Origin of the sequence: Nocardioides salarius, from assembly GCF_016907435.1 — a bacterium.
GTDB lineage: Bacteria > Actinomycetota > Actinomycetes > Propionibacteriales > Nocardioidaceae > Nocardioides > Nocardioides salarius.
Window position 1 is genome coordinate 3,204,801 of the sequence record NZ_JAFBBZ010000001.1, and the last position, 25,750, is coordinate 3,230,550.

A 25,750-nucleotide genomic window follows, 5' to 3' on the forward strand; every position below is an offset into this window, starting at 1 on the left:
ACCATGGTGACCCGCCCTCCCACGTCTCGGAAGTCCCTCGCATGACTGCTCTCGCCCAGGCCGCCCCGGCCGCCGAGCCGGTGACCCGCGCCCGCTTCGTGCTGGCCGTGGTGGCCCTGGCCACCGGTGGCTTCGCCATCGGCACCACCGAGTTCGTCACGATGGGCCTGCTGCCCCAGATCGCCGGCGGCATCGGGGTCACCATCCCGCAGGCCGGCCACCTGATCTCCGCCTACGCCCTCGGCGTGGTCGTCGGGGCGCCGACCCTGGCGGCCCTGGGGGCGCGGCTGCCCCGGCGCGCCCTGCTGGTGTGGCTGATGGTCGCCTACGCGGTGCTCAACCTGCTCAGCGCGGCCGTCTCCCACTACGGCCTGCTGGCCTTCGTGCGCTTCCTCGACGGCCTGCCGCACGGCGCCTACTTCGGCGTCTCGGCACTGGTGGCCTCCGGCATGGTCAGCCCCGAGCGGCGCGGGCGCGCCCTGGCGCTGGTGATGATGGGCATCCCGGTCGCCAACCTGGCGGGCGTCCCCGCCGCGACCCTGCTCGGCCAGGCCTACGGCTGGCGCGCGGCGTACGTCGCGGTCGGGCTGGTCTCGGTGCTCACCGTCGTGCTGATCCTGGCCTTCGTGCCCAGCACCCCCGGTGACGCGAGCGCCACCGGTCGGCGCGAGCTGGCCGCGCTGCGCCACCCCCAGCTCTGGTACGCCGTCGGGGCCGGCGCGATCGGCTTCGGCGGCCTCTTCGCCCTGGTCTCCTACATCGCGCCGATCACCACCGACGTCGGCGGCCTGCCCGAGTCGGCCGTCGCGGTCTTCCTGCTCGTCCTGGGCGTCGGCATGGTCGTGGGCAACGTGGTCGCCGGCCGGCTCGTCGACTGGTCGATCGAGAAGTCGCTGCGCGGTGCTGCCGTGGGCCTGGCGCTGGCGCTGATGCTCTACTTCGTGCTCGCCCCCACCGGGTGGTGGGCGGTGCTGGCCGGCTTCCTGGTCACCGTCATCGGCTCGGTGCTGGCGCTGGGCTTCATGGCCCGGCTGATGGACGCCGCCGAGCACGCGCAGACCCTGGGTGCGGCGATGAGCCACGCCAGCCTCAACATCGGCAACGCCCTCGGCGCCTGGCTCGGCGGCCTGGTGATCGCGGCCGGCTACGGCCTGCGCGCCCCGCTGGTCGTGGGCGCCGGGCTCGCGCTCGCCGGCCTGGTCGTGCTGGTCCTGGCGCGCCGCGCCCACCTGCTCGCCGACTAGCCCCCACGACCAGCCGCCCGGGGCGTCGACCCCGGCCCCGCGGGTGTGGCGGCAGTCGGGGAGAATGGCGCCATGGCAGCCACCACCCAGCCCGAGGTGTCCGTGCCGGCAGCACCGCCCTCGGGTGCCCGACCGCGGGTGCTCTCGGGCATCCAGCCGACGGCCGACTCCTTCCACTTCGGCAACTACCTGGGCGCCCTGCGCCAGTGGGTGGGACTGCAGCACGACCACCAGCCGTTCTTCTTCATCGCCGACCTGCACGCGATCACCGTCGAGCAGGACCCCAAGGTGCTGCGCGAGCGGACCCTGCGTGCGGCCGCCCAGCTGCTGGCCATGGGCATCGACCCCGAGCGCTCCGCGATCTTCGTGCAGAGCCAGGTGCCGGCCCACGCCCAGCTCGGCTGGGTGCTGCAGTGCCTGACCGGCTTCGGCGAGGCGCGCCGGATGACCCAGTTCAAGGACAAGTCCGCCAAGGGCGGCGAGGGCGCGGCCAGCGTCGGGCTGTTCACCTACCCCGTCCTCCAGGCCGCCGACATCCTGCTCTACCGCCCGCACTTCGTGCCGGTGGGCGAGGACCAGCGCCAGCACCTCGAGCTGACCCGCGACCTCGCGCAGCGCTTCAACCACCGCTACAAGAAGACCTTCCGGCTGCCCGAGCCCTACATCCTCAAGGCGACCGCCAAGATCGCCGACCTGCAGGAGCCCACGGCCAAGATGTCCAAGTCGGCCTCGTCGGCCGCCGGCATCATCGACCTGCTCGACCAGCCGTCGGTCAGCGCGAAGAAGATCCGCTCCGCCGTCACCGACTCCGACAACGAGATCCGCTTCGACCGCGAGGCCAAGCCGGGCGTGAGCAACCTGCTCACCATCTACTCGGCCCTGACCGGCGAGGGTGTGGCCGACCTCGTCGAGCAGTACGCCGGCCGCGGCTACGGCGACCTCAAGAAGGACCTCGCCGAGGTGGTGGTCGACGTGGTGACGCCGTTCCGCGACAAGACCCTCGAGCTGCTCGACGACCAGGCCCACCTCAGCGAGGTGCTGCGCCGTGGCGCCGAGCAGGCCGGCGCGGTCGCCGAGGCGACCCTGCGCGACGTCTACCAGCGCGTCGGGTTCGTGGCACCGAGCCGCACCTCGTGACCGCTAGGGTCGCAGGCGTGGTCACGATCGGAGTCGCCGTCGCCATCCCCGAACCCTGGGGGAGCGAGCTGCAGGACTACCGCACCGCCATCGGTGACACCACCGCCACCCAGATCCCGACCCACATCACGCTCGTCCCGCCGACCGAGGTCGACGCCGAGGCGGTGCCCGACGTCGAGCAGCACCTGGCGCAGGCCGCGGCCGTGGTCGACCCGTTCGTGGTCCGGCTGCGCGGCACCGGCACCTTCCGCCCGGTCTCGCCGGTGGTCTTCGTGGCCGTCGCCGAGGGCATCGCCGGCTGCGAGCAGCTGGCCGGCGCCGTACGCCGCGGCCCGCTCGACATCGAGCTCTCCTTCCCCTACCACCCGCACGTGACGGTGGCCCACGAGCTCGACGACCCGGTGCTCGACGAGGTCTTCGAGGACCTCGCCCGCTTCGAGTGCCGCTTCGACGTCGACGCCTTCCACCTCTACGTCCACGACCACCACCACGGCTGGCAGCCGACACGTGAGTTCCCGCTCGCCGAGAGCCCCCACGGGCAGGAGTGAGCCGTGACCTCCCTCAAGGAGCGGGCCAGCGACGTCCGTGAGCAACGCCCGCTCGTCGACCACCTGGTGCGGATGCAGGCGCACTACGGCGAGGCCCGGGCCAGCCAGCACGCCGGCGCGATCACCTACTTCGCGTTCCTGTCGTTCTTCCCGATCCTCGCGCTGTCCTTCTTCGTCGTCGGCGTGGTCTCCGAGGTCTGGCCCGATGCCAACCAGACGCTCGTGGAGGCGATCCAGTCCCTCTTCCCGGGCATCATCGGCACCGCGGAGGGCCAGCTCGAGCTCGCGGACTTCCGCACCTTCACCGGCCTCGCCGGTGTGGCCGGCTTCCTGGGTGTCCTCTACTCGGGCCTGGGCTGGATCTCGGCCTTGCGCCTGGCGCTCTTCGCGGTCTTCGAGCCGCCCGAGCAGGCGATCCCCAACTTCGTGATGGGCAAGCTGCGCGACCTGCTGACCCTGGCCGTGATCGGGCTGACGCTGCTGGTGGCGGTCGCGGTGACGGGGCTGGTCGCCTCGTTCTCCGAGGAGATCCTCGGCTGGGTCGGGCTCGGCGAGGAGCTGGCCTGGCTCGTCGTGCTGATCACCGTGGTGCTGGGCCTGATGGCCAACGCGCTGCTGTTCTTCACCATGTTCCGGCTGCTGGGGCAGCCGCGGGCCCCGCGGATCTCGCTCGTCAGGGCCTCGCTGCTCGGCGCCGTGCTCTTCGAGGTGCTCAAGCAGCTCTCGAGCAAGCTGATCGCCGCCACGCAGGGCCAGCCCGCCTTCCAGGCCTTCGGCATCGCGCTGGTGCTGGTGGTGTGGATCAACTACTTCAGCCGGGTGGTGCTCTACGCCGCGGCCTTCGCGCACACCTCGCCCGAGGCCCGCGCGCTGCGTCCAGACGACGAGCCCGCCCCCGTGCAGGGTCCGGCGCTGCCCAGCGGCCCGGACGCGATGGCCGTGCTGGTCGCGAGCACGGCCCCGGCGCATCCGCATCGAGGTCCTCGGCGGGGGCTGCTGCGGCGTCCTCGCGGTCGCGGGAGGGGCTGAGCGTGCGGTTCGAGCGCAAGCACGGCTGGTTCCTGCTGGCCGTCGCGGGCTGGGGCTACTACAGCTGGGCCATGTTCGCGCGGAACCTGTGGAACGCGTGGTCGGCGGGGGAGGAGCGCCCAGGCGGCTACTGGGTGGCCCACACCGGCCTGATCGTGGTCAACGTGGCGCTCGCCGTCGTCTTCACCGTGTGGGGCCTGCGGGTGCTGCGCGCGGTCCGCGACGCCGAACGCCCCGCCTCCCCGGCCGAGGCCGGGCAGACGGGGCGTCAGGAGTAGCGCTGCTGCTCAGTACCCCGCGCGCAGGGCGTCGCGCAGGTCCTTGTTGAGCTGCGAGATCACGTCGAGCGGGATCTCCTTGGGGCAGGCGGCGGTGCACTCGCCGATGTTGGTGCAGCCGCCGAAGCCCTCGGCGTCGTGCTGGGCGACCATGCTGGCCACCCGGCCCATCCGCTCGGGCTGGCCCTGCGGGAGCTCGCCGAGGTGGGTGATCTTCGCACCCAGGAACAGCGAGGCCGAGCCGTTGGGACAGGCCGCGACGCAGGCGCCGCAGCCGATGCAGGTGGCGACGTTGAAGGCGCGCATGGCCTTGTCACGCGGGGCCGGCACCGAGTTGGCCTCGGGGGCCGAGCCGGTGTTGACCGAGATGTAGCCGCCGGACTGGATGATCCGGTCGAAGGCCGAGCGGTCGACGATCAGGTCCTTGACGACCGGGAACGCACCCGCGCGCCACGGCTCGATCGTGATCGTCTGGCCGTCGGAGAACGAGCGCATGTGCAGCTGGCAGGTCGTGGTGACCTCCGGGCCGTGCGCCTGGCCGTTGATCATCAGGTCACAGGACCCGCAGATGCCCTCGCGGCAGTCGTGGTCGAAGGCGACCGGCTCCTCGCCGCGCTCGTTGAGCTGCTCGTTGAGCGTGTCGAGCATCTCCAGGAACGACATGTCCTCCGAGATGCCCTCGACGGCGTACGACTGCATCGAGCCGGACGACTGGGCGTCCTTCTGACGCCAGATCTTGAGAGTGAGGTTCACTTGTAGCTCCGCTGCTTCATCTCGATGGCGGTGTAGATCAGGTCTTCCTTGTGCAGCACGGGCTGGCCGCCCTCGCCGCCGAACTCCCAGGCCGCGACGTAGGCGAACTCCTCGTCGTGGCGCAGCGCCTCGCCGTCCTCGGTCTGCGACTCCGCGCGGAAGTGGCCACCGCACGACTCGCGGCGGTTCAGCGCGTCGATGCACATCAGCTCACCGAGCTCGATGAAGTCGATGACGCGACCGGCCTTCTCGAGGCTCTGGTTGAGGGAGTCGGCGGTGCCGAGCACCTTCAGGTTGCTCCAGAACTCCGCCTTGAGCTCGCGGATCATGTCGATGGCCTTGCGCAGACCGTCCTCGGAGCGCTCCATGCCGCAGTACTCCCACATGATGTTGCCGAGCTCCTTGTGGAAGGAGTCGGCCGAGCGGGAGCCGCCGATCGAGAGGAACTTGTCGATGCGCTCCTCCACCGAGGTGCGCGCCTCGACCACGGCCGGGTGCGACTCGTCGACCTGCTCGAACGGGCCGTCGGCGAGGTAGTCGCGGATGGTGTTCGGCAGCACGAAGTAGCCGTCGGCCAGGCCCTGCATCAGCGCCGAGGCGCCGAGGCGGTTGGCGCCGTGGTCGGAGAAGTTCGCCTCGCCGGTCACGAAGAGGCCCGGGATGTTGGACTGCAGGTCGTAGTCGACCCACAGGCCGCCCATGACGTAGTGCACGGCGGGGTAGATCCGCATCGGGACCTGGTAGGGGTTCTCACCCGTGATCCGCTCGTACATGTCGAAGAGGTTGTCGTACTTCTCGCGCACCGCGTCCTCGCCCAGGCGGGCGATCGCGTCGGCGAAGTCGAGGTAGACGCCGCGACGGAAGTCGCCGACCATCGGGCCCACGCCGCGACCCTCGTCGCACATGTTCTTGGCCTGGCGCGAGGCGATGTCGCGGGGCACCAGGTTGCCGAACGAGGGGTAGATCCGCTCCAGGTAGTAGTCGCGGTCCTCCTCGGGGATGTCGCGCGGGTCCTTGGTGCAGTCCTCCTTGTTCTTCGGCACCCAGATCCGGCCGTCGTTGCGCAGCGACTCCGACATCAGCGTCAGCTTCGACTGGTGGTCGCCGGAGACCGGGATGCACGTGGGGTGGATCTGCGTGTAGCAGGGGTTGGCCATGTAGGCGCCCTTGCGGTGCGCGCGCCACGACGCGGTGACGTTGGAGCCCATCGCGTTGGTGGAGAGGTAGAAGACGTTGCCGTAGCCGCCGGAGGCCAGCACGACCACGTCGGCCAGGTGGGTCTCGATCTCGCCGGTGACCAGGTCGCGGGCGATGATCCCGCGCGCCTTGCCGTCGACGACGATGACCTCGAGCATCTCGTGGCGGGTGTACTGGGTGACGGTGCCGGCCGCGACCTGGCGCTCCATGGCCTGGTAGGCGCCGATCAGCAGCTGCTGGCCGGTCTGCCCGCGGGCGTAGAAGGTGCGCGAGACCTGCACGCCGCCGAAGGAGCGGTTGTCGAGCAGGCCGCCGTAGTCGCGGGCGAAGGGGACGCCCTGGGCGACGCACTGGTCGATGATGTTGGCGCTGACCTCGGCCAGGCGGTAGACGTTCGACTCCCGCGAGCGGTAGTCGCCGCCCTTCACGGTGTCGTAGAAGAGGCGGTAGGTGGAGTCGCCGTCCTCCTTGTAGTTCTTGGCCGCGTTGATGCCGCCCTGGGCGGCGATCGAGTGCGCCCGGCGCGGGGAGTCCTGGTAGCAGAAGGACTTCACGTTGTAGCCGGCCTCGCCGAGGGTGGCCGCGGCGGCGCCGCCGGCCAGGCCGGTGCCGACGATGATGATGTCGAGCTTGCGGCGGTTGGCCGGGTTGACCAGCCGGTTGTCCATCTTGCGGGTGGTCCAGCGGTCCTTGATCAGGCCGGTGGGCGCCTTCGCGTCGACGAGCTTCTCGGGCGCCGGCGTGTAGTAGCCGTGGGCGTCGTCGGAGCGCTGCTCGGGAGGGCCGTTGAGGACGGTCAGGCCGCTGACGTCTGCGGTGGATGCCATGAGTCGATCTCCCTTAGTCGATGACGCCGAAGAGCGTGAAGAGGGGCACCAGCGAGAAGCCGCCGGCGACCACGACCGCGAGCACCCAGCCGGCGGTGCGGGCGCGGGTGCGGGACGCGGCGGTGTTGGTCCAGCCGAGCGTCTGGGCGGCGCTGAAGGTGCCGTGGTGCAGGTGCAGGCCGAGGGCGGCCATCGCGGCGAGGTAGATCAGCGTCATCCACCACACGCCGAAGGTGTCGACCATCAGCTGGTAGGGGTTGTTGGTCTCCCCACCGGTCGGGTTGACCTTGACGATCGTGAAGTTCAGCAGGTGCCAGACCAGGAAGAGCAGCAGCGTCAGCCCGCCCCAGCGCATGGTGCGCGAGGAGAGGGAGGAGTTGCGGCGCTTGCTCACCTCGTACTTGACCGGCCGGGCCGCCTGGGCGCGCTTCCACAGCACGACCGCGGCGTAGACGTGCACCACGAGCGCGATGATCAGCGCAGCGCGGAACAGCCACAGGAAGCCGGAGTAGGGGAGCATCGGCTCGCCCAGCTCGCGCAGGTGCTCGGCGTACTCGTTGAAGGCGCTCTCTCCCGAGAACGCCTTCAGGTTGCCGTACATGTGCGCGAGCACGTAGAGGATGAACAGCGCTCCGCTGCCAGCCATCATGATCTTCAGGGTGATCGTCGAGCGCGAAGCGCGCGCTCCTCTGACGAGAGTCGAGGTTGCCACGGCGGTCACGTTACCTCTCGGCGCACGGACGTTCGGTCGCCGGGAGTGTGACAAATGCCCCTTCGGGGCTTGCGCCCTGCTGGGTGAGGGTACCCTAACCCGCCGTCCTGGCCCCGGCCCCGGGCCGGAGCAGCGTCTCGAGCTCGTCGACGGCGACCGCCCAGGTGCGCTGCGTGGCCAGCTCCCGGGCGCGTGCGCCGAGCAGGGAGCGGTGCGGGTCGGCGGCCACGGCCGCGACCGCCCGGGCCAGGGCGTGGGCGTCGCCGGGCTCGTGCAGCAGGCCCGTCTCGAGGTGGCGCACCACCTCGAGGGCACCGCCGGCGCGCGGCGCCACGACCGGCACCCCGCTGGCGGCGGCCTCGCGCAGCACGTGCGCGCAGGTCTGCGCCTCGCCGGGGTGGACCACCAGGTCGGTGCTGGCCAGCGCCACCGCGAGGTCGCCGGTGGGCAGGGTGCCGGTGAGCTTGGCGCCGGGCAGCCGGCCGCGCAGCCACTCGCGCTGCGGGCCATCGCCGATGACGACCGGCCGGATGCCGGGCACCTGCGCCAGCGCCGCGAGCCGTCGTACGCCGTGACGCTTGTGCAGGCTGCCCACGAAGCCGACCACCACCAGCGGGCCGTCCTTCGACGACGCCCGCGACCAGTGCCGGTGCAGCCACTCGTCGCGCAGGGCCGGGGTGAACGCGTCGGTGTCGACGCCGGGGAGCCAGGTGGTCGTGCGCACGCCCAACGACTCCAGCCGCGCCGACATCCACGACGCGGTCACCACCACTGTGTCGGCGCGGTCGGCGACCCGGGTGCGCCAGTAGTCCCACGCCAGGTCGGGCACCGGCTGCTGCTGCAGGACCACGGTGCGCACCCCCGCGGCGCGGGCGTGCTTGAGCGCCTTGCGGCCCAGGCCACCGGGGGTGGTGGCGGGGCTGGTGGCGACCACGACGTCGGGACCGAAGCCGTCGACGGCGGCGCGCACCTGGGCGCCGGGCTGAGCCAGCGGGCTGACCCGCACCACCGCGCTGCCCCGGTAGCAGCGCAGCCCCGGCGCGGGCGCCACGAACCGCACCTCGTGGCCGCGGTCGATCAACCGGTCGGCCAGCGCCTTGACGGTCGTGGTGGTCGCGTCGCTCGCCGGGAAGAAGGTCTCGGTCACCAGCAGGATCCGCACGCCGCCACCCTCCACCCCCCGCCGGGCCCCCCGGCCACACCGCGGTGACGACCAGACGAACGCCACGTGGCCGGTGGCGTCCGAGTGGTCACGAACGACAGGGGAGCCCGGCCCGGAACTGTCGTTCGTGACCACTGCGTCAGCTGAGGTCGGGTCGCCAGGTCTTGACCAGCGCTCGAGTGCCCGCCGCGCTGAAGAGGGAGCACTTCAACAGGTCGTGCCAGGCCCGGATCCGCTCGGGGTCGTGCTGACGTCCGAGCGCCTCGTCCGCCGCGCGCAGGATGCTGACGGCGCGGTGCAGGACGTCGCCCGACGTGTAGCCGTTGCGCCGCCAGCCCACGTCAGCCAGCCTTCGCTCGCGGCGTCGGTCGTCGGCGTACTGCCCCGCCTCGAGGTGGACGCCGCCGTCGTACTCCTGCAGGCTGCGGCTGCCCACCACCCAGAGGTCGCCGCGGGCGACGAACCCGCCGTGCTCGTCGCGCACCTCGTGCTGGCTGACCACAGGGACCTCGCACACGACGTGCAGGACTCGCAGCAAGCTCTCCCACGCTGACTCCGACGCCGGGTCTGCGAGATCGAGGGCCCGCAGGAGGCGGGGGGAGCCACGCCGGCGCCGGGCTGCGGCGAGGATCTCCTCCCTGGTCGTGCCGGCTCGCAGCGCCGCGTCGAGAAGGACCACGAGATCGAGCACGCCGAGGTCCCGGGCGCAGGACGCCAGCGTCTCAGCGGGCGACGTCACCCGGAGAGCGTCGATGGTGACCGAGGTCGGAGGTGCCGGGTGGCGGGTCACCACCAGCTCCGGGCGCCGAACGCGGGGGGCAGACCGTGGCATGGCGACGAAGACCGGGAGCTCGTCCGGAAGGGGAGGCAACCACCAGCCGTGGACCTGCGCGGCACTGAGGTGGCTGAAGACGGCCGACGACGGGAGGACCTGCTGCCAGGCGTGCAGGTCGGCGTACGGCGCCGTGCTCGCGACGCGACGGTGCACCCCCTGGCCCACCCGCTGCCACTCCTTGGACCGCGTCCTGCCCAAGCGCACCTCGACCACCTCGTCCATGCCCTGACGCTGCCCGGCAACGACGACGGGCGCCTTCCCGGGTCCTGTCGCTGGGGATCGACCGGTCGCGCCGCGCGTACGTGGAGAAATGGTGGCTCACCGGGTGGTGGGGGCACGCTGGTGTAGCCGAGTGGTCACGGACGACCATGACCGGTGCTCCTGGGATGTCGTCTGTGACCACTGCGAGGCCAGCTGCCTCTGGCGCAACCACTCGGTGGACTGCCGGCGCGGAAAACATCACACTCTGTGGCCGACGCCACGCCGGGCTCCTAGGGTTCGGCTCATGACCTCACCCGAAGGTGCCGTGGAGGGCGGACTCGACGAGCCCACCGGCCTGGAGCCGGAGCAGGGCTCGCTGGAGCTGCTCGGACCCGACGACGACTGGCGACCGGCCGACTGGGAGCAGGCGGCGGCGGCGGTGCTGCGCAAGTCGCGCCGGATGCGCGAGGAGGACCCCGACTCGCTGGTCTGGGAGAAGCTGACGCGCACCACGCTCGACGACATCCCCGTCACCCCGCTGGGCACCGCCTCGCTGCTCGACGACCTGCTCACCGCCGGGCGGCCCGCCCGCGCCGGCGACTGGGACGTGCGCGCCCACCTGGCCGCCGGACCGGAGAAGGCCGGCAACGAGGCGCTGCTGGTCGACCTCGAGGGCGGGGTCACCTCGGTGTGGGTCGAGGCCGACGCCGACACCGACCTGGGGGTGCTGCTCGACGGGGTGCTGGTCGACCTGGCCCCCGTCGTCCTCGACGCGCCGACGGCCCCGCTCGCGGTCGCCGAGGCGTTCGTGGCCCACGTCGGCGACACCGACCTGCCCGCCGGCACCAACCTCGGGGTCGGCGCCACCGCCCCGGCCGACGACCTGGTCGCCGTGGCCCGTCTCGCCGCCGAGCGCGGCGTGCTCGGCGTGGTCGTCGACGCGACCGCCGTGCACGACCGCGGCGCCTCAGACGCCCAGGAGCTGGGCTGGTCGATGGCCGCCGCGGCCCGGGTGCTGCGGGTGCTCACCGAGGCCGGCATGAACGTCGACGACGCCGCCGGCCTCGTCGAGCTGCGCTACGCCGTCACCGACGAGCAGTTCGCCTCGATCGCCAAGCTGCGCGCCGCCCGCCGGCTCTGGGCCCGGGTGCTCGAGCTCAGCGGCGCCACGAGCGGCGCCGCCCAGCGGGTGCACGCGGTCACCAGCCGGCCGATGATGAGCCGCTACGACCCCTGGGTCAACATGCTGCGCACCACCGTGGCCGCCTTCGCCGCGGGCGTGGGCGGCGCCGACGCCGTCACCGTGCTGCCCTTCGACGCGCCCCTCGGGCGCCCCGACGCGTTCGGGCGCCGGATCGCGCGCAACACCTCGCACCTGCTCGTCGACGAGGCGCACGTCGCCCACGTGGCCGACCCCGCCGGCGGCTCGTACGCCGTCGAGAAGCTCACCGACGACCTGGCCGTCGCGGCGTGGGAGGTGCTCGGGCGGCTCGACACCCCCGACGGCCCCGACGAGCAGGCGCTCGACGAGATGGTCGCGCGCACCGTCGAGCGGCGCGACCAGCAGGTCGCCACCCGCGAGCGCCCGCTGACCGGCCTCACCGAGTTCCCGAACCTGGCCGAGGAGCTGCCCGAGCGCGAGCCGTACGACGGCTGGGCCGGGGTCCGCTCCTACGGCGCGGCGTTCGAGGCGATGCGCGACGAGCCGCCGGCCGCCCGCGTGCTGCTGGCCACCCTGGGCCCGGTCGCCGCGCACACCGCGCGCGCCACCTTCGCCACCAACCTGCTGGCCGCCGGCGGCGTGGCCGTCGACGTGGCCGGCCCCACCGAGGGGCCCGACGACCTCGTGGCCGCCCACGACGGCCACACGGTGGTCTGCCTGGCCGGTGCCGACGCGGCGTACGACGAGTGGGGCCGGGCCGCGGCCGAGGCGCTGCGCGCCGCGGGCGCCACCCGCGTCGTCGTCGCCGGCAAGCCCCGCGAGTGGGCCGACGACTCCTGCGCGACGGGCGTCGACGCCCTTGCCTTCCTGACCCGCACCCGAGAGGCGCTGGCATGAGCATCCCGAAGTCCTTCAGCGGCCTGCCCCTGGTCGGCGACGGCCCGGCGCCGTCGACCGGCACCCCGGCCCACGACCTGTGGACCGCGCCCGAGGGCATCCAGATCAAGACGTCCTACGGCCCCGAGGACCTCGACGGCCTCGACGCGCTCGACACGCTGCCGGGCCTGAGCCCGTTCCTGCGTGGGCCCTACCCGACGATGTACACCACCCAGCCGTGGACCGTCCGGCAGTACGCCGGCTTCTCCACCGCCGAGGAGTCCAACGCGTTCTACCGGCGCAACCTGGCCGCGGGCCAGAAGGGCCTCTCGGTCGCCTTCGACCTGGCCACGCACCGCGGCTACGACTCCGACCACCCGCGGGTGCGCGGCGACGTCGGCATGGCCGGCGTGGCGATCGACTCGATCTACGACGCGCGCACCCTCTTCGACGGCATCCCGCTGGACAAGATGTCGGTGTCGATGACCATGAACGGCGCGGTGCTGCCGGTGCTGGCGCTCTACATCGCCGCCGCCGAGGAGCAGGGGGTGGCGCCGGAGCAGCTCGCGGGGACCATCCAGAACGACATCCTCAAGGAGTTCATGGTCCGCAACACCTACATCTACCCGCCGGCGCCGTCGATGCGGATCATCTCCGACATCTTCAGCTACACCTCGGCGAAGATGCCGCGCTTCAACTCGATCTCGATCTCCGGCTACCACATCCAGGAGGCCGGGGCGACCAACGACCTCGAGCTGGCCTACACGCTGGCCGACGGCGTGGAGTACATCCGCGCCGGCCTGGAGACCGGGATGAGCATCGACCAGTTCGCCCCGCGCCTGTCGTTCTTCTGGGCGATCGGGATGAACTTCTACATGGAGGTCGCCAAGATGCGCGCGGCCCGGGCGCTGTGGGCGCGGCTGGTGCGCCAGTTCGACCCGCAGAACCCCAAGTCGCTCTCGCTGCGCACCCACTCGCAGACCTCCGGCTGGAGCCTGACCGCGCAGGACGTCTTCAACAACGTCCAGCGCACCTGCATCGAGGCGATGGCCTCCACCCAGGGCCACACCCAGTCGCTGCACACCAACGCCCTCGACGAGGCGATCGCGCTGCCGACCGACTTCTCGGCCCGCATCGCCCGCAACACCCAGCTGCTGCTGCAGCAGGAGAGCGGCACCACCGGCACGATCGACCCGTGGGCCGGCTCGTACTACGTCGAGCGGCTGACCCACGACCTGGCCGAGCGGGCCTGGGCGCACATCCAGGAGGCGGAGAAGGCCGGCGGCATGGCCAAGGCCATCGAGCAGGGCATCCCCAAGATGCGCATCGAGGAGGCGGCCGCCCGCACCCAGGCGCGCCTCGACTCGGGCGCGCAGAAGCTCATCGGCGTCAACACCTACCGCCTGGCCGCCGAGGACAAGCTCGACGTGCTGCGCGTCGACAACGACGACGTCTACCGCCAGCAGGTCGCCAAGCTCGAGCGGCTGCGCGCGGAGCGCAACGACGACGACGTCCGCTCGGCCCTCGAGGCGCTGACCCGCTCGGCCGAGCAGGGCCCGCGCCAGGGCTCGCTCGAGGGCAACCTGCTCGCGCTGGCCGTCGACGCCGCCCGCGCCAAGGCGACCGTCGGCGAGATCTCCGACGCCCTCGAGAAGGTCTACGGCCGCCACCAGGCCGTGATCCGTACGATCAGCGGCGTGTTCCGCGACGAGTCCGCCAACGCCGGCGAGGGCGGTAGCCTGGTCACTCAGGTGCTCCAGGCCACCGAGGAGTTCGAGGAGGCCGAGGGTCGGCGCCCGCGCATCCTGGTCGCCAAGATGGGCCAGGACGGCCACGACCGCGGCCAGAAGGTGATCGTCTCCGCCTTCGCCGACATGGGCTTCGACGTCGACGTGGGGCCGCTGTTCTCCACGCCCGAGGAGGTCGCCCAGCAGGCCGTCGACGCCGACGTGCACATCGTCGGCGTCAGCTCGCTGGCCGCCGGCCACCTCGCGCTGCTGCCGGCGCTGCGCGAGGCGCTGGCCGAGCAGGGCCGCCCCGACATCATGGTCGTCATCGGCGGGGTGATCCCGCCCGACGACGTCCCGACGCTGCGCGAGATGGGGGCCGCCGAGGTGTTCCTGCCCGGCACCGTCATCGCCGAGTCGGCGCTGTCGCTGCTGGCCAAGCTCCGCGACGCGCTCGGCCACTGAGGAGCGGCGTGGCAGAGGACCGCGTCGCGGCGCTCGTCGCCGGCATCCGCGAGGGGCGCCGGGCGGCGGTGTCGCAGGCCATCACCCTGGTGGAGTCCTCGCGCCCGCAGCACCGGCTGCAGGCGCGCGAGCTGCTCACCGCCCTGGCCGAGGAGTCGGGGGGCGGCGACGTGGTGCGGGTGGGGATCTCGGGCGTGCCCGGGGTCGGCAAGTCCACCTTCATCGAGGCGCTCGGCACCCGGCTCACCGCGGCCGGGCACCGAGTGGGCGTGCTGGCCGTCGACCCCTCCAGCGTGCGCACCGGTGGCTCGGTGCTGGGCGACAAGACCCGGATGGGCCGCCTGGCCACCGACCCCGACGCGTTCATCCGTCCCTCGCCCTCGGCCGGCACCCTGGGCGGCGTCGCCCGTGCCACCGTGCAGGCGATGGCGGTGCTCGAGGCCGCCGGCTACGACGTCGTGCTCGTCGAGACCGTCGGCGTCGGCCAGTCCGAGGTCACCGTGGCCGGCATGGTCGACACCTTCCTGTTCCTCACCCTGGCCCGCACCGGCGACCAGCTGCAGGGCATCAAGAAGGGCATCCTCGAGATCGCCGACGTGATCGCGGTCAACAAGGCCGACGGCGACCGCGCCCAGGAGGCGCGCGCCGCGGCCCGCGACCTGGCCGGCGCGCTGCGGATGGTGCGCGGCAAGGGGGAGTGGGCCCCGCCGGTGGTGACCTGCTCGGCGCTGGAGGACGTCGGCGTCGACGACCTGTGGGAGCGGGTGCTGGCCCACCGCGACCACCTCGGCGACGAGGGCCTGCTCGCCAAGCGCGCCGAGCAGCAGCTCGACTTCACCTGGGCGATGGTGCGCGACGAGCTCGACCAGCGACTGCGCCTCTCGCCGGGGGTGCGCGGGGTGCGCGACGAGGTCCGGGCCGCGGTGCTCGCCGGCGAGCTGCCCGCCACGGTCGCGGCCGACCGGCTGCTCGCGGCGTACGACGCCGACCCGAGGTAGCGCAACCCCGGTTCACCACTACTGGGCATGCCCAGGCGCCCGCCGAGGTCCACCATCGAGTCGACCTTGAGCGTGGAGGGCCCCCCTCCACCCGACAGTGGAGGAACCCCATGCACCGTCTCGTCTCGGCCCTCGTGCTCGTCCCGGCGCTCGGCGCGCTGGCCACCGGCCCCCTGCTCGTCCCCGCCGCGACCGCGGCCGCCCCCGACCCGTCCGCCCGCCCGGAGGCGCACGGCCTGACGACCCCCCTGAGCCTGGCCGTCAGCGGCCGCGGGGTCGTCCACGTCTCCCAGAACTTCGCCGGGCTGCTGACCCGTCAGTCGCCGGGCGGCAAGCAGCGGGTGATCGCCTCGGCCGCCCGCGGCGGCGAGGTCGGGGCCGTCTCGGTGCGCCGCGGCGTCGTGACGTACGCCGTCTCGCGCGGAGAGAACGAGGTCGGCAAGGTCCGCCAGGTCCGGCGCGACGGCACCGACCGCGGGCTCGCCGACCTCGGCAGGCACGAGCGCCGCCACAACCCCGACGGGGCGACGACCTACGGCTTCGAGGGCCTGGGCGAGAAGTGCGAGTCCCGGCTGCCCGACGACCTGCTCCCGGCGACGTACGACGGCCGCGTCGAGACCCACCCCTTCGCGACGACCAGCGTGGGCGAGACGGTGTACGTCGCCGACGCGGGCGCCAACGCCGTGCTGGCGATCGACGGTGACGGCGACGTCTCCACCGTGGCGGTCGTGCCCCCGGCGGTGGCGAAGGTGACCAAGAAGGTCGCCCGCGCCACGGGCCTGCCGGGCTGCACGGTCGGCTCGCGCTACCGCTTCGAGTCGGTGCCCACCGACGTGGAGGTCGGCCCCGGCGGCCAGCTCTACGTGACCTCGCTGCCCGGTGGCCCCGAGGACGGCAGCGTCGGGCGCCTGGGCTCGGTGCACCGCGTCGACCCCGCCACCGGCACGACCACCCGGGTCGTGCGCGGCCTGCTGAGCGCGACCGGGCTGGCCGTGGCCGACGACGGCGACCTCTACGTCGCCGAGCTCTTCGGCGGTCGCATCGTGCGGGTCCCGGCCGGCACGGCGAGACCGACCACGCTGCGCCGCGTGAGCATGCCCGGTGACCTCGAGATCGCCGGCGGCCGGCTGTGGGCGACCACCGACGTGCTGGTCGGCACCGCTCCCGGGCAGCGCCCCGGTGGCACGGTGCGCAGCTTCCCGCTGCCCTAGCGGCGGGCCAGCGGCGGGCCAGCAGCGGGGCGGTCGGGCGCGGCGCACTAACCTGGGCCCGATGTCCAGCGACGCACGCCCCGACGCCCGGCTCCGCGACCTCGTCCGCGACGAGGTGGAGTCGGGTGCCGAGGCGCTCTCGCTGCTGCGCCGCGACCTGCACGCCCACCCCGAGCTGTCGTGGCAGGAGACCCGCACCACCGCGGTGGTCGCCGAGCGGCTCGAGGCCCTGGGCTGGCGCATCGAGCGGCTGGCCGGCTCGGGCCTGGTCGCCGACCTGGGGGAGCCGGGCGCGCGCCCGGTCGTGGGGCTGCGCGCCGACATCGACGCGCTGCCGGTGCAGGAGACCACCGGCGACCCGTGGAGCAGCACCGTGCCCGGTGTGGCCCACGCCTGCGGCCACGACGTGCACACCACGGCCCTGGTCGGCGCCGCGGGCGCGATCGCGCGCGCCCACGCGGAGGGGTTGCTGACCGGGCGGGTGCGGCTGTTCTTCCAGCCGGCCGAGGAGGTGATGCCCGGGGGCGCCCTGCGCCTGATCGGGCTCGGCCTGCTCGACGGGGTCGACCGCGTCTTCGCGCTGCACTGCGACCCCGGCGTCGACGTGGGCCAGGTGGGCCTGCGCCTGGGCCCGATGACCAGCGCGGCCGACCAGGTCGACGTGCGCTTCGAGGGCGCGGGCGGGCACACCTCGCGGCCCCACCTGACCGCCGACCTGACCTTCGCGCTGGCCAAGGTCACCACCGAGCTGCCCGCGATCCTCTCGCGCCGCTTCGACCCCCGCTCCGGCGTCTCGGTCGTGTGGGGCCGCATCGAGGCCGGCAGCGCCCCCAACGTGATCCCCGAGCGGGGCCTGCTGTCGGGCACGGTGCGCATCCTCGACGCCGCTGCCTGGGCCGACGCCGAGAAGATGGTGCGCGAGATGGTGCACGAGATCGTGCGCCCCTACGGCGTCACCGCCCACGTCGACTACGTGCGCGGGGTCCCGCCGGTGGTCAACGAGGCGGTCTCCCACAAGTTGCTCGGCGACGCCGTGGCCTCCGTGCTCGGCCCCGACGGCCGGGTCCTGGCCCCGCAGAGCCTCGGGGGCGAGGACTTCGGCTGGTACGTCGACGAGGTGCCCGGCGCGATGATGCGCCTGGGCACCCGCACGCCCGGGGGTGCGACGTACGACCTGCACCAGGGTGACCTGCGCGTCGACGAGCGCGCCATCACCATCGGCGCGCGGCTGCTCGCCGAGGTGGCGCTGCGCGCGCAGACGGTGGGCAAGCGCGGTTCTCGACAAGGCTGAGGCGTCGGTCTTGGCGGAGGTTGGCGTGGCTGCGGGGTCCTTGGTCACCGCCAGGTAACAACAGGGACAAGAACGGCCGTTCGCCACCCCCGCGCGGGTGCGTGCGTCCTAGGGTGACCCGATGTGCCCCCTGGCGTGAGGGGGCGGCGTGATCAACCCTTCAGGAGGATGCCGTGAAGAAGACGGCCCGTTTTGCCGCGGTGGCGATGGTTGCCGCACTTGCCCTGTCCGCGTGCGGTTCCGACGACACCGAGTCGTCGACCGGCACCGACGGCGGCGACGCCCCCAGCAGCGACGTCAAGGTCGGCATGGCCTACGACGTCGGTGGTCGTGGCGACCAGTCCTTCAACGACTCCGCCGCCGCCGGTCTCGACCAGGCGATGGAGGAGTTCGGCATGGAGTCGCAGGAGTCCGAGGCCGAGGACGGCGAGGCCGAGGCGGCCCGCGAGGAGCGCCTGCGCACCTTCGCCGACGCCGGCTACGACCCGATCATCGCCGTGGGCTTCGCCTACGGTCCCTCGGTGGGCAAGGTGTCCGAGGAGTACCCCGACGTGCACTTCGCCATCATCGACGACTCCAGCGTCGAGGCCGACAACGTCGCCAGCCTGGTCTTCGCCGAGGAGCAGGGCTCCTTCCTCGTCGGTGCCGCCGCCGCCCTCGAGAGCGAGACCGACCAGGTCGGCTTCATCGGTGGCGTCGAGACCCCGCTCATCCAGAAGTTCGAGGCCGGCTACGTGGCCGGTGCCGAGGCCGTCAACCCCGACATCCAGGTCGACGTCACCTACCTGACCCAGGCCCCCGACTTCTCGGGCTTCGCCGACCCGGCCAAGGGCAAGACCGCCGCCCAGGGCATGTTCGACAACGGTGCCGACGTGGTCTACCACGCCGCCGGTGGTTCCGGCGGCGGTGTCTTCGAGGCCGCGTCGCAGTCCGACAACTGGGCCATCGGCGTCGACTCCGACCAGTACGAGACCGCTGACTCCTCGGTGCAGGACGCGATCCTGACCTCGATGCTCAAGAACGTGAACGTCGCTGTCTTCGAGTACCTCTCCGAGGTCAACGACGGCACCTTCCCGGCCGGCATCACCACCTACGACCTCGCGGTCGACGGTGTGGGCTACTCCACCAGCGGTGGCTTCGTGGACGAGTACACCGACCAGCTCGACGAGTTCAAGCAGCAGATCATCGACGGCGAGATCACGGTCTCCACGACCCCGTGACCTGCGCCTGACCCGTTCGGACGACGACGGGGTCACGGGCCCGCCTACCGCGGGCCTGTGGCCCCGTCGTCGCGCGGCGGCTAGCGTCACCCCGAGCCCGACCATCCCGAAAGGGGACCGCGTGTCCGAGACCGCACCCGCCCCGGCGTCCTCCGCGCCTGCCGTCCGCCTGCGCGGCATCGGCAAGCGCTTCCCGGGCGTGATCGCCAACGACGACATCAACATCGACGTTGAGCCGGGCACCATCCACGCCGTCGTCGGCGAGAACGGCGCCGGCAAGTCGACGCTGATGAAGATCCTGTACGGCGTGCAGGCGCCGGACTCGGGGACCATCGAGATCAACGGCCGCCCGGTGTCCCTGGGCTCGCCCGCCGACGCCATCGGGCACGGCGTCGGGATGGTCTTCCAGCACTTCATGCTGGCCGACAACTTCACCGTGCTCGAGAACGTCGTGCTGGGCGCCGAGAAGCTGCACGGCATCGGTGCTGCGGCCAGGGCCGAGATCATGCGCATCTCCGACGCCTACGGCCTCGACATCGAGCCCGACCGCCTCGTCGAGGACCTCGGCGTCGGCGCTCGCCAGCGCGTGGAGATCCTCAAGGTCCTCTACCGGGGCGCGCGCATCATCATCCTCGACGAGCCGACGGCGGTGCTGGTGCCGCAGGAGGTCGACGAGCTGTTCGACAACCTGCGCGAGCTCAAGGCCGAGGGGCTGGCCGTCATCTTCATCTCCCACAAGCTCGACGAGGTGCTGGCGGTCGCCGACACCATCACCGTCGTGCGCCGTGGCACCACGGTCGCCACCGTGTCCCCCGACGAGGTCGACTCGCGCCAGCTCGCCGAGCTGATGGTCGGCTCCGAGCTGCCGAGCCCCTCGACGGAGTCCTCGACGGTCACCGACACCGTCACCCTCTCCGTGCGCGGGCTGCGGCTGCGTGGCGAGGGCCGCCCGCTCCTCGACGACGTGGGCTTCGAGATCCACGCGGGCGAGGTGCTGGGGATCGCCGGTGTCGAGGGCAACGGCCAGGCCGAGCTGGTCGAGGCCATCATGGGCATGCGCCCGGCCGCCACCGGCGCCGTCGAGCTCGCCGGCCGCGACCTGACCAAGACCTCCACCCGCCAGCGGCGCGAGGCCGGCATCGGCTACGTGCCCGAGGACCGGCACCGCCACGGGCTGCTGCTCGACTCCCCGCTGTGGGAGAACCGGGTGCTGGGCCACCAGTCGCGCGAGCCCGTGGTGCGCCGCGGCCTCATCGACCGGCGCGCCGCGCGTGCGGACACCCAGCGCATCATCGAGCAGTACGACGTGCGCACGCCCGGCACCGACGTGCTCGCGGGAGCGCTGTCCGGCGGCAACCAGCAGAAGCTGATCGTGGGCCGCGAGATGAGCGGCGACCCGATCCTGCTCATCGCCGCCCACCCCACCCGTGGTGTCGACGTCGGCGCCCAGGCCGGCATCTGGGACCACATCCGCGACGCGCGCCGCGCCGGGCTCGCGGTGCTGCTGATCTCCGCCGACCTCGACGAGCTGATCGGCCTCTCCGACCGCATCGAGGTCATCCTCCGGGGCCGCCTCGTCGGCTCCTTCGACCCCAGCCAGGTCACTCCCGAGCAGCTCGGCTCGGCGATGACCGGCGCAGGAGGTGCCGCATGAGCGGCCTGTCGCCCCGTCTGACCCGGCTGCTCCTGGGGCTCAGCGCCCCGGTGCTGGCCCTCCTGGCGGCGTTCGCCATCACCAGCCTGGTGCTCATCGTGGCCGGCGACCCGGTGGGCGGGGTCTGGGGCGAGATCCTCACCCTCCCCGAGACGCGCAACCTGGCCAACATCCTCAACAACGCCACGGTGCTCTACCTCTCCGGGCTCGCGGTGGCGGTCGGCTTCCGGATGAACCTGTTCAACATCGGTGTCGACGGCCAGTACCGCGTGGCCGCCTTCGTGGCGGCCGTCGTGGCCGGCGAGGGCTGGCTGCCGGGCGCGGCCAACATCGTGCTGGCGATCGCCGCGGCGATGCTGGCCGGCGCCGCGTGGGCGGGCATCGCCGGCGTGCTGCGCGCCAGCCGTGGCGTCAGCGAGGTGATCGCCACGATCATGCTGAACTTCATCGCCACCGGCCTGGTCGCCTTCTTCCTGCGCAAGGTCGCGGTGCGCGAGGCCGGCAGCAACACGATCGGCACCAAGGAGATCCCCGAGGGCAGCCGCATCCCCGGCTTCGAGATCGGCGACGGCTCGACCACCGAGGTCTACGGCTTCATCTTCATCGCCGCGCTGGCCGGCTTCGCCTACTGGTTCGTGCTCAACCGCACCCGCTTCGGCTTCGAGCTGCGCGCCACCGGCGCGTCGACGACCGCCGCGGTGGCCAGCGGCATCAACGTCAAGCGGATGACCATCACCGCGATGCTCATCTCCGGTGGGCTGGCCGGCCTGGTCGGGCTGCCGATCCTCTTCGGCGACGCCTACGCCTACGGCTCGACCTTCCAGAGCGGCCTGGGCTTCGCGGGCATCGCGATCGCGCTGCTGGGCCGCAACAACCCGATCGGCATCGCCGTCGGTGCGCTGCTCTTCGCGTTCCTCGACGAGCAGTCCAACGCCCTGCAGATCCTGGTCGGGGTCTCGCCCGACATCGTGGCCATCACCCAGGGCGTCATCGTGCTGACCGTGGTGATCTCCTACGAGGTGGTGCGCCGCTACGGCGTCCGTCTCGAGCAGCAGCGCGTCGCCGGCGCGCTCGAGCAGGAGCACCGTTCCGCCGCCGAGCAGGAGACCTCCGCATGAGCACCACCACGTCCCCTCGTCCGGGCACTCCCGCGAAGCCCACCAAGCGGCGCCTGCCGCGCTGGTGGTGGCTCGGCGCCATGCTCGGCGTGCTCTTCGTCGTCTCGGTGCTCGAGGTGGTCACCGGCGCCGACGACCTGGCCTCCTCCGGCACTGTGCGCGCCACCCTGATCGCCCTGGTGCCGATCATGCTGGCCGGTCTCGGCGGCCTGTGGTCGGAGCGCGCGGGCATCGTCAACATCGGCCTCGAGGGCATGATGATCCTGGGCACCTACGGCGCCGGCTTCTTCGGCTACCACTACGGCGCCTGGGCCGGCATCGCCGGCGCCCTGCTGATGGGCGCCCTCGGCGGCCTGGTGCACGCCATCGCCACCGTCGTCTTCGGCGTCGACCACATCATCTCGGGCGTGGCGATCAACATCATCGCGCTCGGTGCGGTGCAGTACCTGGCCTCCCTGACCTTCGCCGGGCTGCCGGGCGGCGGGTCGACGCAGTCGCCGAAGCTCGAGAACGTGCCATCGGTGACGATCGGGCCGCTCAGCGACGCGCTGGGCGACCTCGAGGGCCAGGACATCTTCTTCCTCTCCCAGCTGGCCGCGGTGCTGCGCGCCATGGTCACCAACCTCTCGCTCTTCGTGCTGCTGGCCTTCGCGCTGCTCCTGCTGACCTACGTCGTGCTGTGGCGCACCACCTTCGGCCTGCGGCTGCGCTCGGTGGGCGAGAGCCCCTCGGCCGCGGAGTCGCTCGGCGTCGCGGTGCTGCGCTACAAGTTCAGCGCCGTGCTGGTCTCGGGCGCGATGGCCGGCCTGGCCGGTGGCTTCCTGGCGATGGTCGCCTCCTCCAACTACCGCGACGGGCAGACCGGTGGTCGTGGCTACATCGGCCTGGCGGCGATGATCTTCGGCAACTGGCGCCCCACCGGCCTGCTGGCCGGCTCCGGGCTCTTCGGCTACACCGAGAGCGTCGGGCTGCGCCAGGGCGGCACCTCGGTGCACGCGCTGCTGCTCGGCGTCGGGGTGCTCGCGATGGGCCTGGCCGCCTACCAGCTCTACCGGCGCAACGTGACCCAGGCCAGCGTCATCCTGGGCATCGGTGCGCTGGTGATGGTCGTCTGGGCCTCCATCGACACCGTGCCGGGCGACTTCACCAGCATCACGCCCTACGTGATCACGCTGCTGGTCCTGGCCTTCGCCTCGCAACGACTACGGATGCCCGCCGCCGACGGACAGATCTACCGCAAGGGGAGCGCGGGCTAGTGGGCACGAGCGACGACTTCGACTGGGCGGCCCTGCAGGGGGCGGCGACCGAGGCCATGCGCCACGCCTACGCGCCGTACTCGCGCTACCGCGTCGGGGCGGCCGCGCGCGTCGACGACGGGCGGCTGGTCACCGGCTGCAACGTCGAGAACGCGGCGTACGGCGTCGCGCTGTGCGCCGAGTGCGGCCTGGTCAGCCAGCTGCACCTGACCGGCGGCGGCCGGCTGACGCACTTCGTGTGCGTCGACGGCGAGGGCGCGGTGATCATGCCGTGCGGGCGCTGCCGCCAGCTGCTGTGGGAGAACGGCGGGCCCGACCTCGAGCTGATGACCGTCTCCGGGCTCCGATCGATGAAGGAGGTCCTGCCCGATGCGTTCGGTCCCGACGACCTCGCTTGACCTGACCGACCCGGCCGTCGCCGCCGACCCCTACCCCTTCTTCGCCGAGGAGCGCGCGCAGCACCCCGTCGCCTGGCACGAGGGCACCGGACGCTGGCTGACCTTCGCGCACGCGAGCGTGGGTGCGGTCCAGCGCGACCGGCGACTGGGCCGGCTCTGGACAGACAAGGAGCCCGCCTCCTACCTCGAGCCGTTCAACCTGCTGCACCGCAACCAGATGATGGAGAACGAGCCGCCCGAGCACACCCGGCTGCGCCGCCCGGTGGCCTCGGCCTTCAGCCGCGGCCACGTGGAGCGGCTGCGCCCGCGGGTCCGCGAGATCGCCGCCGGCCTGCTCGCCGAGGTGGGCCACGACGACTTCGACGTGGTCGGCGCCTACGCCGAGCCGCTGCCGGTGCTGGTGATCGCCGAGCTGCTGGGCGTGCCCCGCAGCCACGTCGACGACCTGCGCGACTGGTCGCAGGCGATCGTGCGGATGTACGAGGTGGCGCCGTCGGCCGAGGTGGTCGACGACGCGGTGCAGGCCTCGGTCGACTTCGCCTCCCTGGTGCGCGACCTGGTCGCCGTACGCCGCCGCGTGCCGGCCGACGACCTGGTCACCGACCTCGCGGCCACCGACCTCAGCGACGACGAGGTGGTCGCGGCGGTCGTGCTCCTGCTCAACGCCGGTCACGAGGCCTCGGTGAACGTCTTCGGCAACGGGCTGGTCGCGATGCTGCGCCGCGGGCTGCGTCCCGGCGCCGACGTGGCGGCCTGCGTCGAGGAGATGCTGCGCTTCGACTCGGCCCTGCAGCTCTTCGAGCGCACCGCCACCGAGCCGGTCGAGATCGGCAGCGGCGCGCAGGCGGTGGTGGTCGAGCCCGGCCAGCGCATCGCCGCCCTGCTGGGCGCCGCCAACCGCGACCCGGCGGTCTTCGAGCAGCCCGACGAGTTCCGCGTCGACCGCGAGCGCAACCCGCACCTGGCCTTCGGGGTCGGCGTGCACTTCTGCCTCGGTGCGCCGCTGGCCCGCATGGAGCTCGCCGAGTCGCTGGCGGTGCTCTTCGAGCGTCTGCCGGGCCTGTCGCTGGCGGGAGAGCCCGAGAGCCGGGGCACCTTCGTGCTGCGCGGGTTCCGTAGGGTGCCCGTGGCAGCACGGTGAGGGAGAGGAACCCCATGAGCAAGCACGACGCGGTCGAGGTCATCCAGGCCAAGCGCGACGGCCACGGCCTGAGCGACAGCCAGATCGACTGGGTGGTCGACGCCTACACCCGCGGCGAGGTCGCCGACGAGCAGATGTCGGCGCTGGCCATGGCGATCCTGCTGCGCGGCATGGACCGTGGCGAGATCAGCCGGTGGACCCGCGCGATGATCGCCTCGGGCGAGCGCATGGACTTCTCGTCCCTCTCCCGGCCCACCGCCGACAAGCACTCGACCGGCGGCGTGGGCGACAAGATCACCCTGCCGCTGGCGCCGCTCGTCGCGGCCTGCGGCGTGGCGGTGCCCCAGCTCTCGGGGCGCGGCCTGGGCCACACCGGCGGCACCCTCGACAAGCTCGAGGCCATCCCCGGCTGGCAGGCCGACCTGTCCAACGCCGCGATGCTCGAGCAGCTCGAGGAGATCGGGGCCGTCATCTGCGCCGCCGGCTCCGAGCTGGCCCCGGCCGACAAGAAGCTCTACGCGCTGCGCGACGTCACCGGCACCGTCGAGGCGATCCCGCTGATCGCCTCCTCGATCATGAGCAAGAAGATCGCCGAGGGCACCGGCGCGCTGGTCCTCGACGTCAAGGTCGGCACCGGCGCGTTCATGAAGTCCCTCGAGGACGCCCGCGAGCTGGCCGAGACCATGGTTGCGCTGGGCAACGACGCCGGGGTCACCACGGTCGCGCTGCTCACCGACATGTCCACCCCGCTGGGCCTGACCGCCGGCAACGCGATCGAGGTCGCCGAGTCGGTCGACGTGCTCGCCGGCGGTGGCCCCGCCGACGTGGTCGAGCTGACCGTGGCCCTGGCCCGCGAGATGCTCACCGCCGCCGGCGTCACCGACGTCGACCCCGCCGACAAGCTCGCCGACGGCTCGGCGATGGACGCCTGGAAGGCGATGATCCGCGCCCAGGGCGGCGACCCCGACGCCGAGCTGCCCCGCGCCGAGGAGGAGCACGTCGTCGAGGCGCCCGCCAGCGGCGTGCTGACCCGTCTCGACGCGATGGCCGTGGGCATGGCCGCCTGGCGCCTGGGCGCCGGCCGCGCCCGCAAGGAGGACCCGGTGCAGGCCGGGGCCGGTGTCGTGTGGCACGCCCGCCCGGGCGACGAGGTCACCGCCGGCCAGCCGCTCTTCACACTGCTCACCGACGAGCCCGCACGCTTCGAGCGCGCGCTGGCCTCGCTCGAGGACGGCTACGACATCAGCGACATCAGCGACGCGGGGAGCGACTTCGCCCCCGACCCGCTGGTGATCGACCGCATCGGCTGA

General features: G+C 72.6%; 22 protein-coding genes. 17 read left to right on the plus strand and 5 right to left on the minus strand.

All coding sequences use genetic code 11. The features are described 5' to 3' along the window. Positions 1–41 precede the first annotated feature (41 nt). The 5 genes from JOE61_RS15425 to JOE61_RS15445 all read left to right on the plus strand — a co-directional run bounded on the left by JOE61_RS15425 (position 42) and on the right by JOE61_RS15445 (position 4,236). Positions 42–1,244: an MFS transporter gene (locus tag JOE61_RS15425; protein WP_193667042.1), complete on the plus strand. Its 1,203-nt coding sequence runs from the start codon at positions 42–44 to the stop codon at positions 1,242–1,244. 72 nt (positions 1,245–1,316) lie between these two features. Further along, the gene (gene trpS / locus JOE61_RS15430) at positions 1,317–2,381 is read left to right on the plus strand and encodes a tryptophan--tRNA ligase (protein WP_193667043.1); all 1,065 of its coding nucleotides are present in this window, start codon (positions 1,317–1,319) and stop codon (positions 2,379–2,381) included. 17 nt (positions 2,382–2,398) lie between these two features. Next, positions 2,399–2,929 (plus strand): 2'-5' RNA ligase family protein, encoded by a 531-nt coding sequence (locus JOE61_RS15435; RefSeq protein ID WP_193667044.1) that lies wholly within the window; start codon positions 2,399–2,401, stop codon positions 2,927–2,929. 3 nt (positions 2,930–2,932) lie between these two features. Then, entirely contained in the window at positions 2,933–3,958 is a 1,026-nt protein-coding gene (locus JOE61_RS15440) for a YihY/virulence factor BrkB family protein (RefSeq protein ID WP_193667045.1), read from the plus strand. Positions 3,959–3,960: 2 nt separating this feature from the next. Next, complete coding sequence (locus JOE61_RS15445; protein ID WP_193667046.1) at positions 3,961–4,236, plus strand: SCO4848 family membrane protein; 276 nt, start codon at positions 3,961–3,963, stop codon at positions 4,234–4,236. Between the two features lie 9 nt (positions 4,237–4,245). On the opposite strand, the gene JOE61_RS15450 is transcribed toward JOE61_RS15445, so the two are convergent. From JOE61_RS15450 to JOE61_RS15470, 5 genes are all read right to left on the minus strand, one after another. After that, positions 4,246–4,989, minus strand: a complete 744-nt coding sequence (locus tag JOE61_RS15450; RefSeq protein ID WP_193667047.1) for a succinate dehydrogenase/fumarate reductase iron-sulfur subunit — start codon at positions 4,987–4,989, stop codon at positions 4,246–4,248. After that, positions 4,986–7,013 carry a fumarate reductase/succinate dehydrogenase flavoprotein subunit gene (locus JOE61_RS15455; RefSeq protein ID WP_193667048.1) on the minus strand — a complete coding sequence of 676 codons (2,028 nt, stop codon included), beginning with the start codon at positions 7,011–7,013 and terminating at the stop codon, positions 4,986–4,988. Before JOE61_RS15455 ends, JOE61_RS15450 begins: the two co-directional genes overlap by 4 nt. Before the next feature lie 13 nt (positions 7,014–7,026). After that, on the minus strand, positions 7,027–7,734 hold the full coding sequence (locus tag JOE61_RS15460) for a succinate dehydrogenase cytochrome b subunit (protein WP_307823047.1): 708 nt from the start codon (positions 7,732–7,734) through the stop codon (positions 7,027–7,029). An 85-nt stretch (positions 7,735–7,819) separates the two neighbouring features. Beyond that, complete coding sequence (locus tag JOE61_RS15465) at positions 7,820–8,887, minus strand: glycosyltransferase (protein ID WP_193667050.1); 1,068 nt, start codon at positions 8,885–8,887, stop codon at positions 7,820–7,822. A gap of 139 nt (positions 8,888–9,026) precedes the next feature. Continuing rightward, entirely contained in the window at positions 9,027–9,944 is a 918-nt protein-coding gene (locus JOE61_RS15470; protein WP_193667051.1) for a hypothetical protein, read from the minus strand. Positions 9,945–10,227: 283 nt separating this feature from the next. Between JOE61_RS15470 and JOE61_RS15475 the strand changes: the two genes are divergently transcribed. The 12 genes from JOE61_RS15475 to JOE61_RS15530 all read left to right on the plus strand — a co-directional run bounded on the left by JOE61_RS15475 (position 10,228) and on the right by JOE61_RS15530 (position 25,750). Continuing rightward, positions 10,228–11,982, plus strand: coding sequence for a methylmalonyl-CoA mutase family protein (locus JOE61_RS15475; protein ID WP_193667052.1), 1,755 nt, complete (start codon positions 10,228–10,230; stop codon positions 11,980–11,982). After that, complete coding sequence (scpA, locus tag JOE61_RS15480; RefSeq protein WP_193667053.1) at positions 11,979–14,153, plus strand: methylmalonyl-CoA mutase; 2,175 nt, start codon at positions 11,979–11,981, stop codon at positions 14,151–14,153. The genes JOE61_RS15475 and scpA overlap by 4 nt, the downstream gene beginning before the upstream one ends. A gap of 8 nt (positions 14,154–14,161) precedes the next feature. Beyond that, the gene (meaB, locus tag JOE61_RS15485; RefSeq protein ID WP_193667054.1) at positions 14,162–15,151 is read left to right on the plus strand and encodes a methylmalonyl Co-A mutase-associated GTPase MeaB; all 990 of its coding nucleotides are present in this window, start codon (positions 14,162–14,164) and stop codon (positions 15,149–15,151) included. Positions 15,152–15,261: 110 nt separating this feature from the next. Further along, entirely contained in the window at positions 15,262–16,362 is a 1,101-nt protein-coding gene (locus JOE61_RS15490) for a ScyD/ScyE family protein (RefSeq protein WP_193667055.1), read from the plus strand. Between the two features lie 61 nt (positions 16,363–16,423). Further along, positions 16,424–17,653, plus strand: coding sequence for an amidohydrolase (locus tag JOE61_RS15495; protein ID WP_193667056.1), 1,230 nt, complete (start codon positions 16,424–16,426; stop codon positions 17,651–17,653). 173 nt (positions 17,654–17,826) lie between these two features. After that, the gene (locus JOE61_RS15500; protein ID WP_193667057.1) at positions 17,827–18,873 is read left to right on the plus strand and encodes a BMP family lipoprotein; all 1,047 of its coding nucleotides are present in this window, start codon (positions 17,827–17,829) and stop codon (positions 18,871–18,873) included. A gap of 121 nt (positions 18,874–18,994) precedes the next feature. Further along, complete coding sequence (locus JOE61_RS15505) at positions 18,995–20,527, plus strand: ABC transporter ATP-binding protein (protein ID WP_193667058.1); 1,533 nt, start codon at positions 18,995–18,997, stop codon at positions 20,525–20,527. Next, the gene (locus JOE61_RS15510) at positions 20,524–21,645 is read left to right on the plus strand and encodes an ABC transporter permease (protein ID WP_193667059.1); all 1,122 of its coding nucleotides are present in this window, start codon (positions 20,524–20,526) and stop codon (positions 21,643–21,645) included. Before JOE61_RS15505 ends, JOE61_RS15510 begins: the two co-directional genes overlap by 4 nt. Beyond that, positions 21,642–22,901, plus strand: a complete 1,260-nt coding sequence (locus JOE61_RS15515; RefSeq protein WP_193667060.1) for an ABC transporter permease — start codon at positions 21,642–21,644, stop codon at positions 22,899–22,901. Before JOE61_RS15510 ends, JOE61_RS15515 begins: the two co-directional genes overlap by 4 nt. Next, positions 22,901–23,299 (plus strand): cytidine deaminase, encoded by a 399-nt coding sequence (locus tag JOE61_RS15520; RefSeq protein WP_307823048.1) that lies wholly within the window; start codon positions 22,901–22,903, stop codon positions 23,297–23,299. Before JOE61_RS15515 ends, JOE61_RS15520 begins: the two co-directional genes overlap by 1 nt. Then, positions 23,271–24,440: a cytochrome P450 gene (locus tag JOE61_RS15525; protein ID WP_193667061.1), complete on the plus strand. Its 1,170-nt coding sequence runs from the start codon at positions 23,271–23,273 to the stop codon at positions 24,438–24,440. Before JOE61_RS15520 ends, JOE61_RS15525 begins: the two co-directional genes overlap by 29 nt. Before the next feature lie 14 nt (positions 24,441–24,454). After that, complete coding sequence (locus tag JOE61_RS15530) at positions 24,455–25,750, plus strand: thymidine phosphorylase (RefSeq protein WP_193667062.1); 1,296 nt, start codon at positions 24,455–24,457, stop codon at positions 25,748–25,750.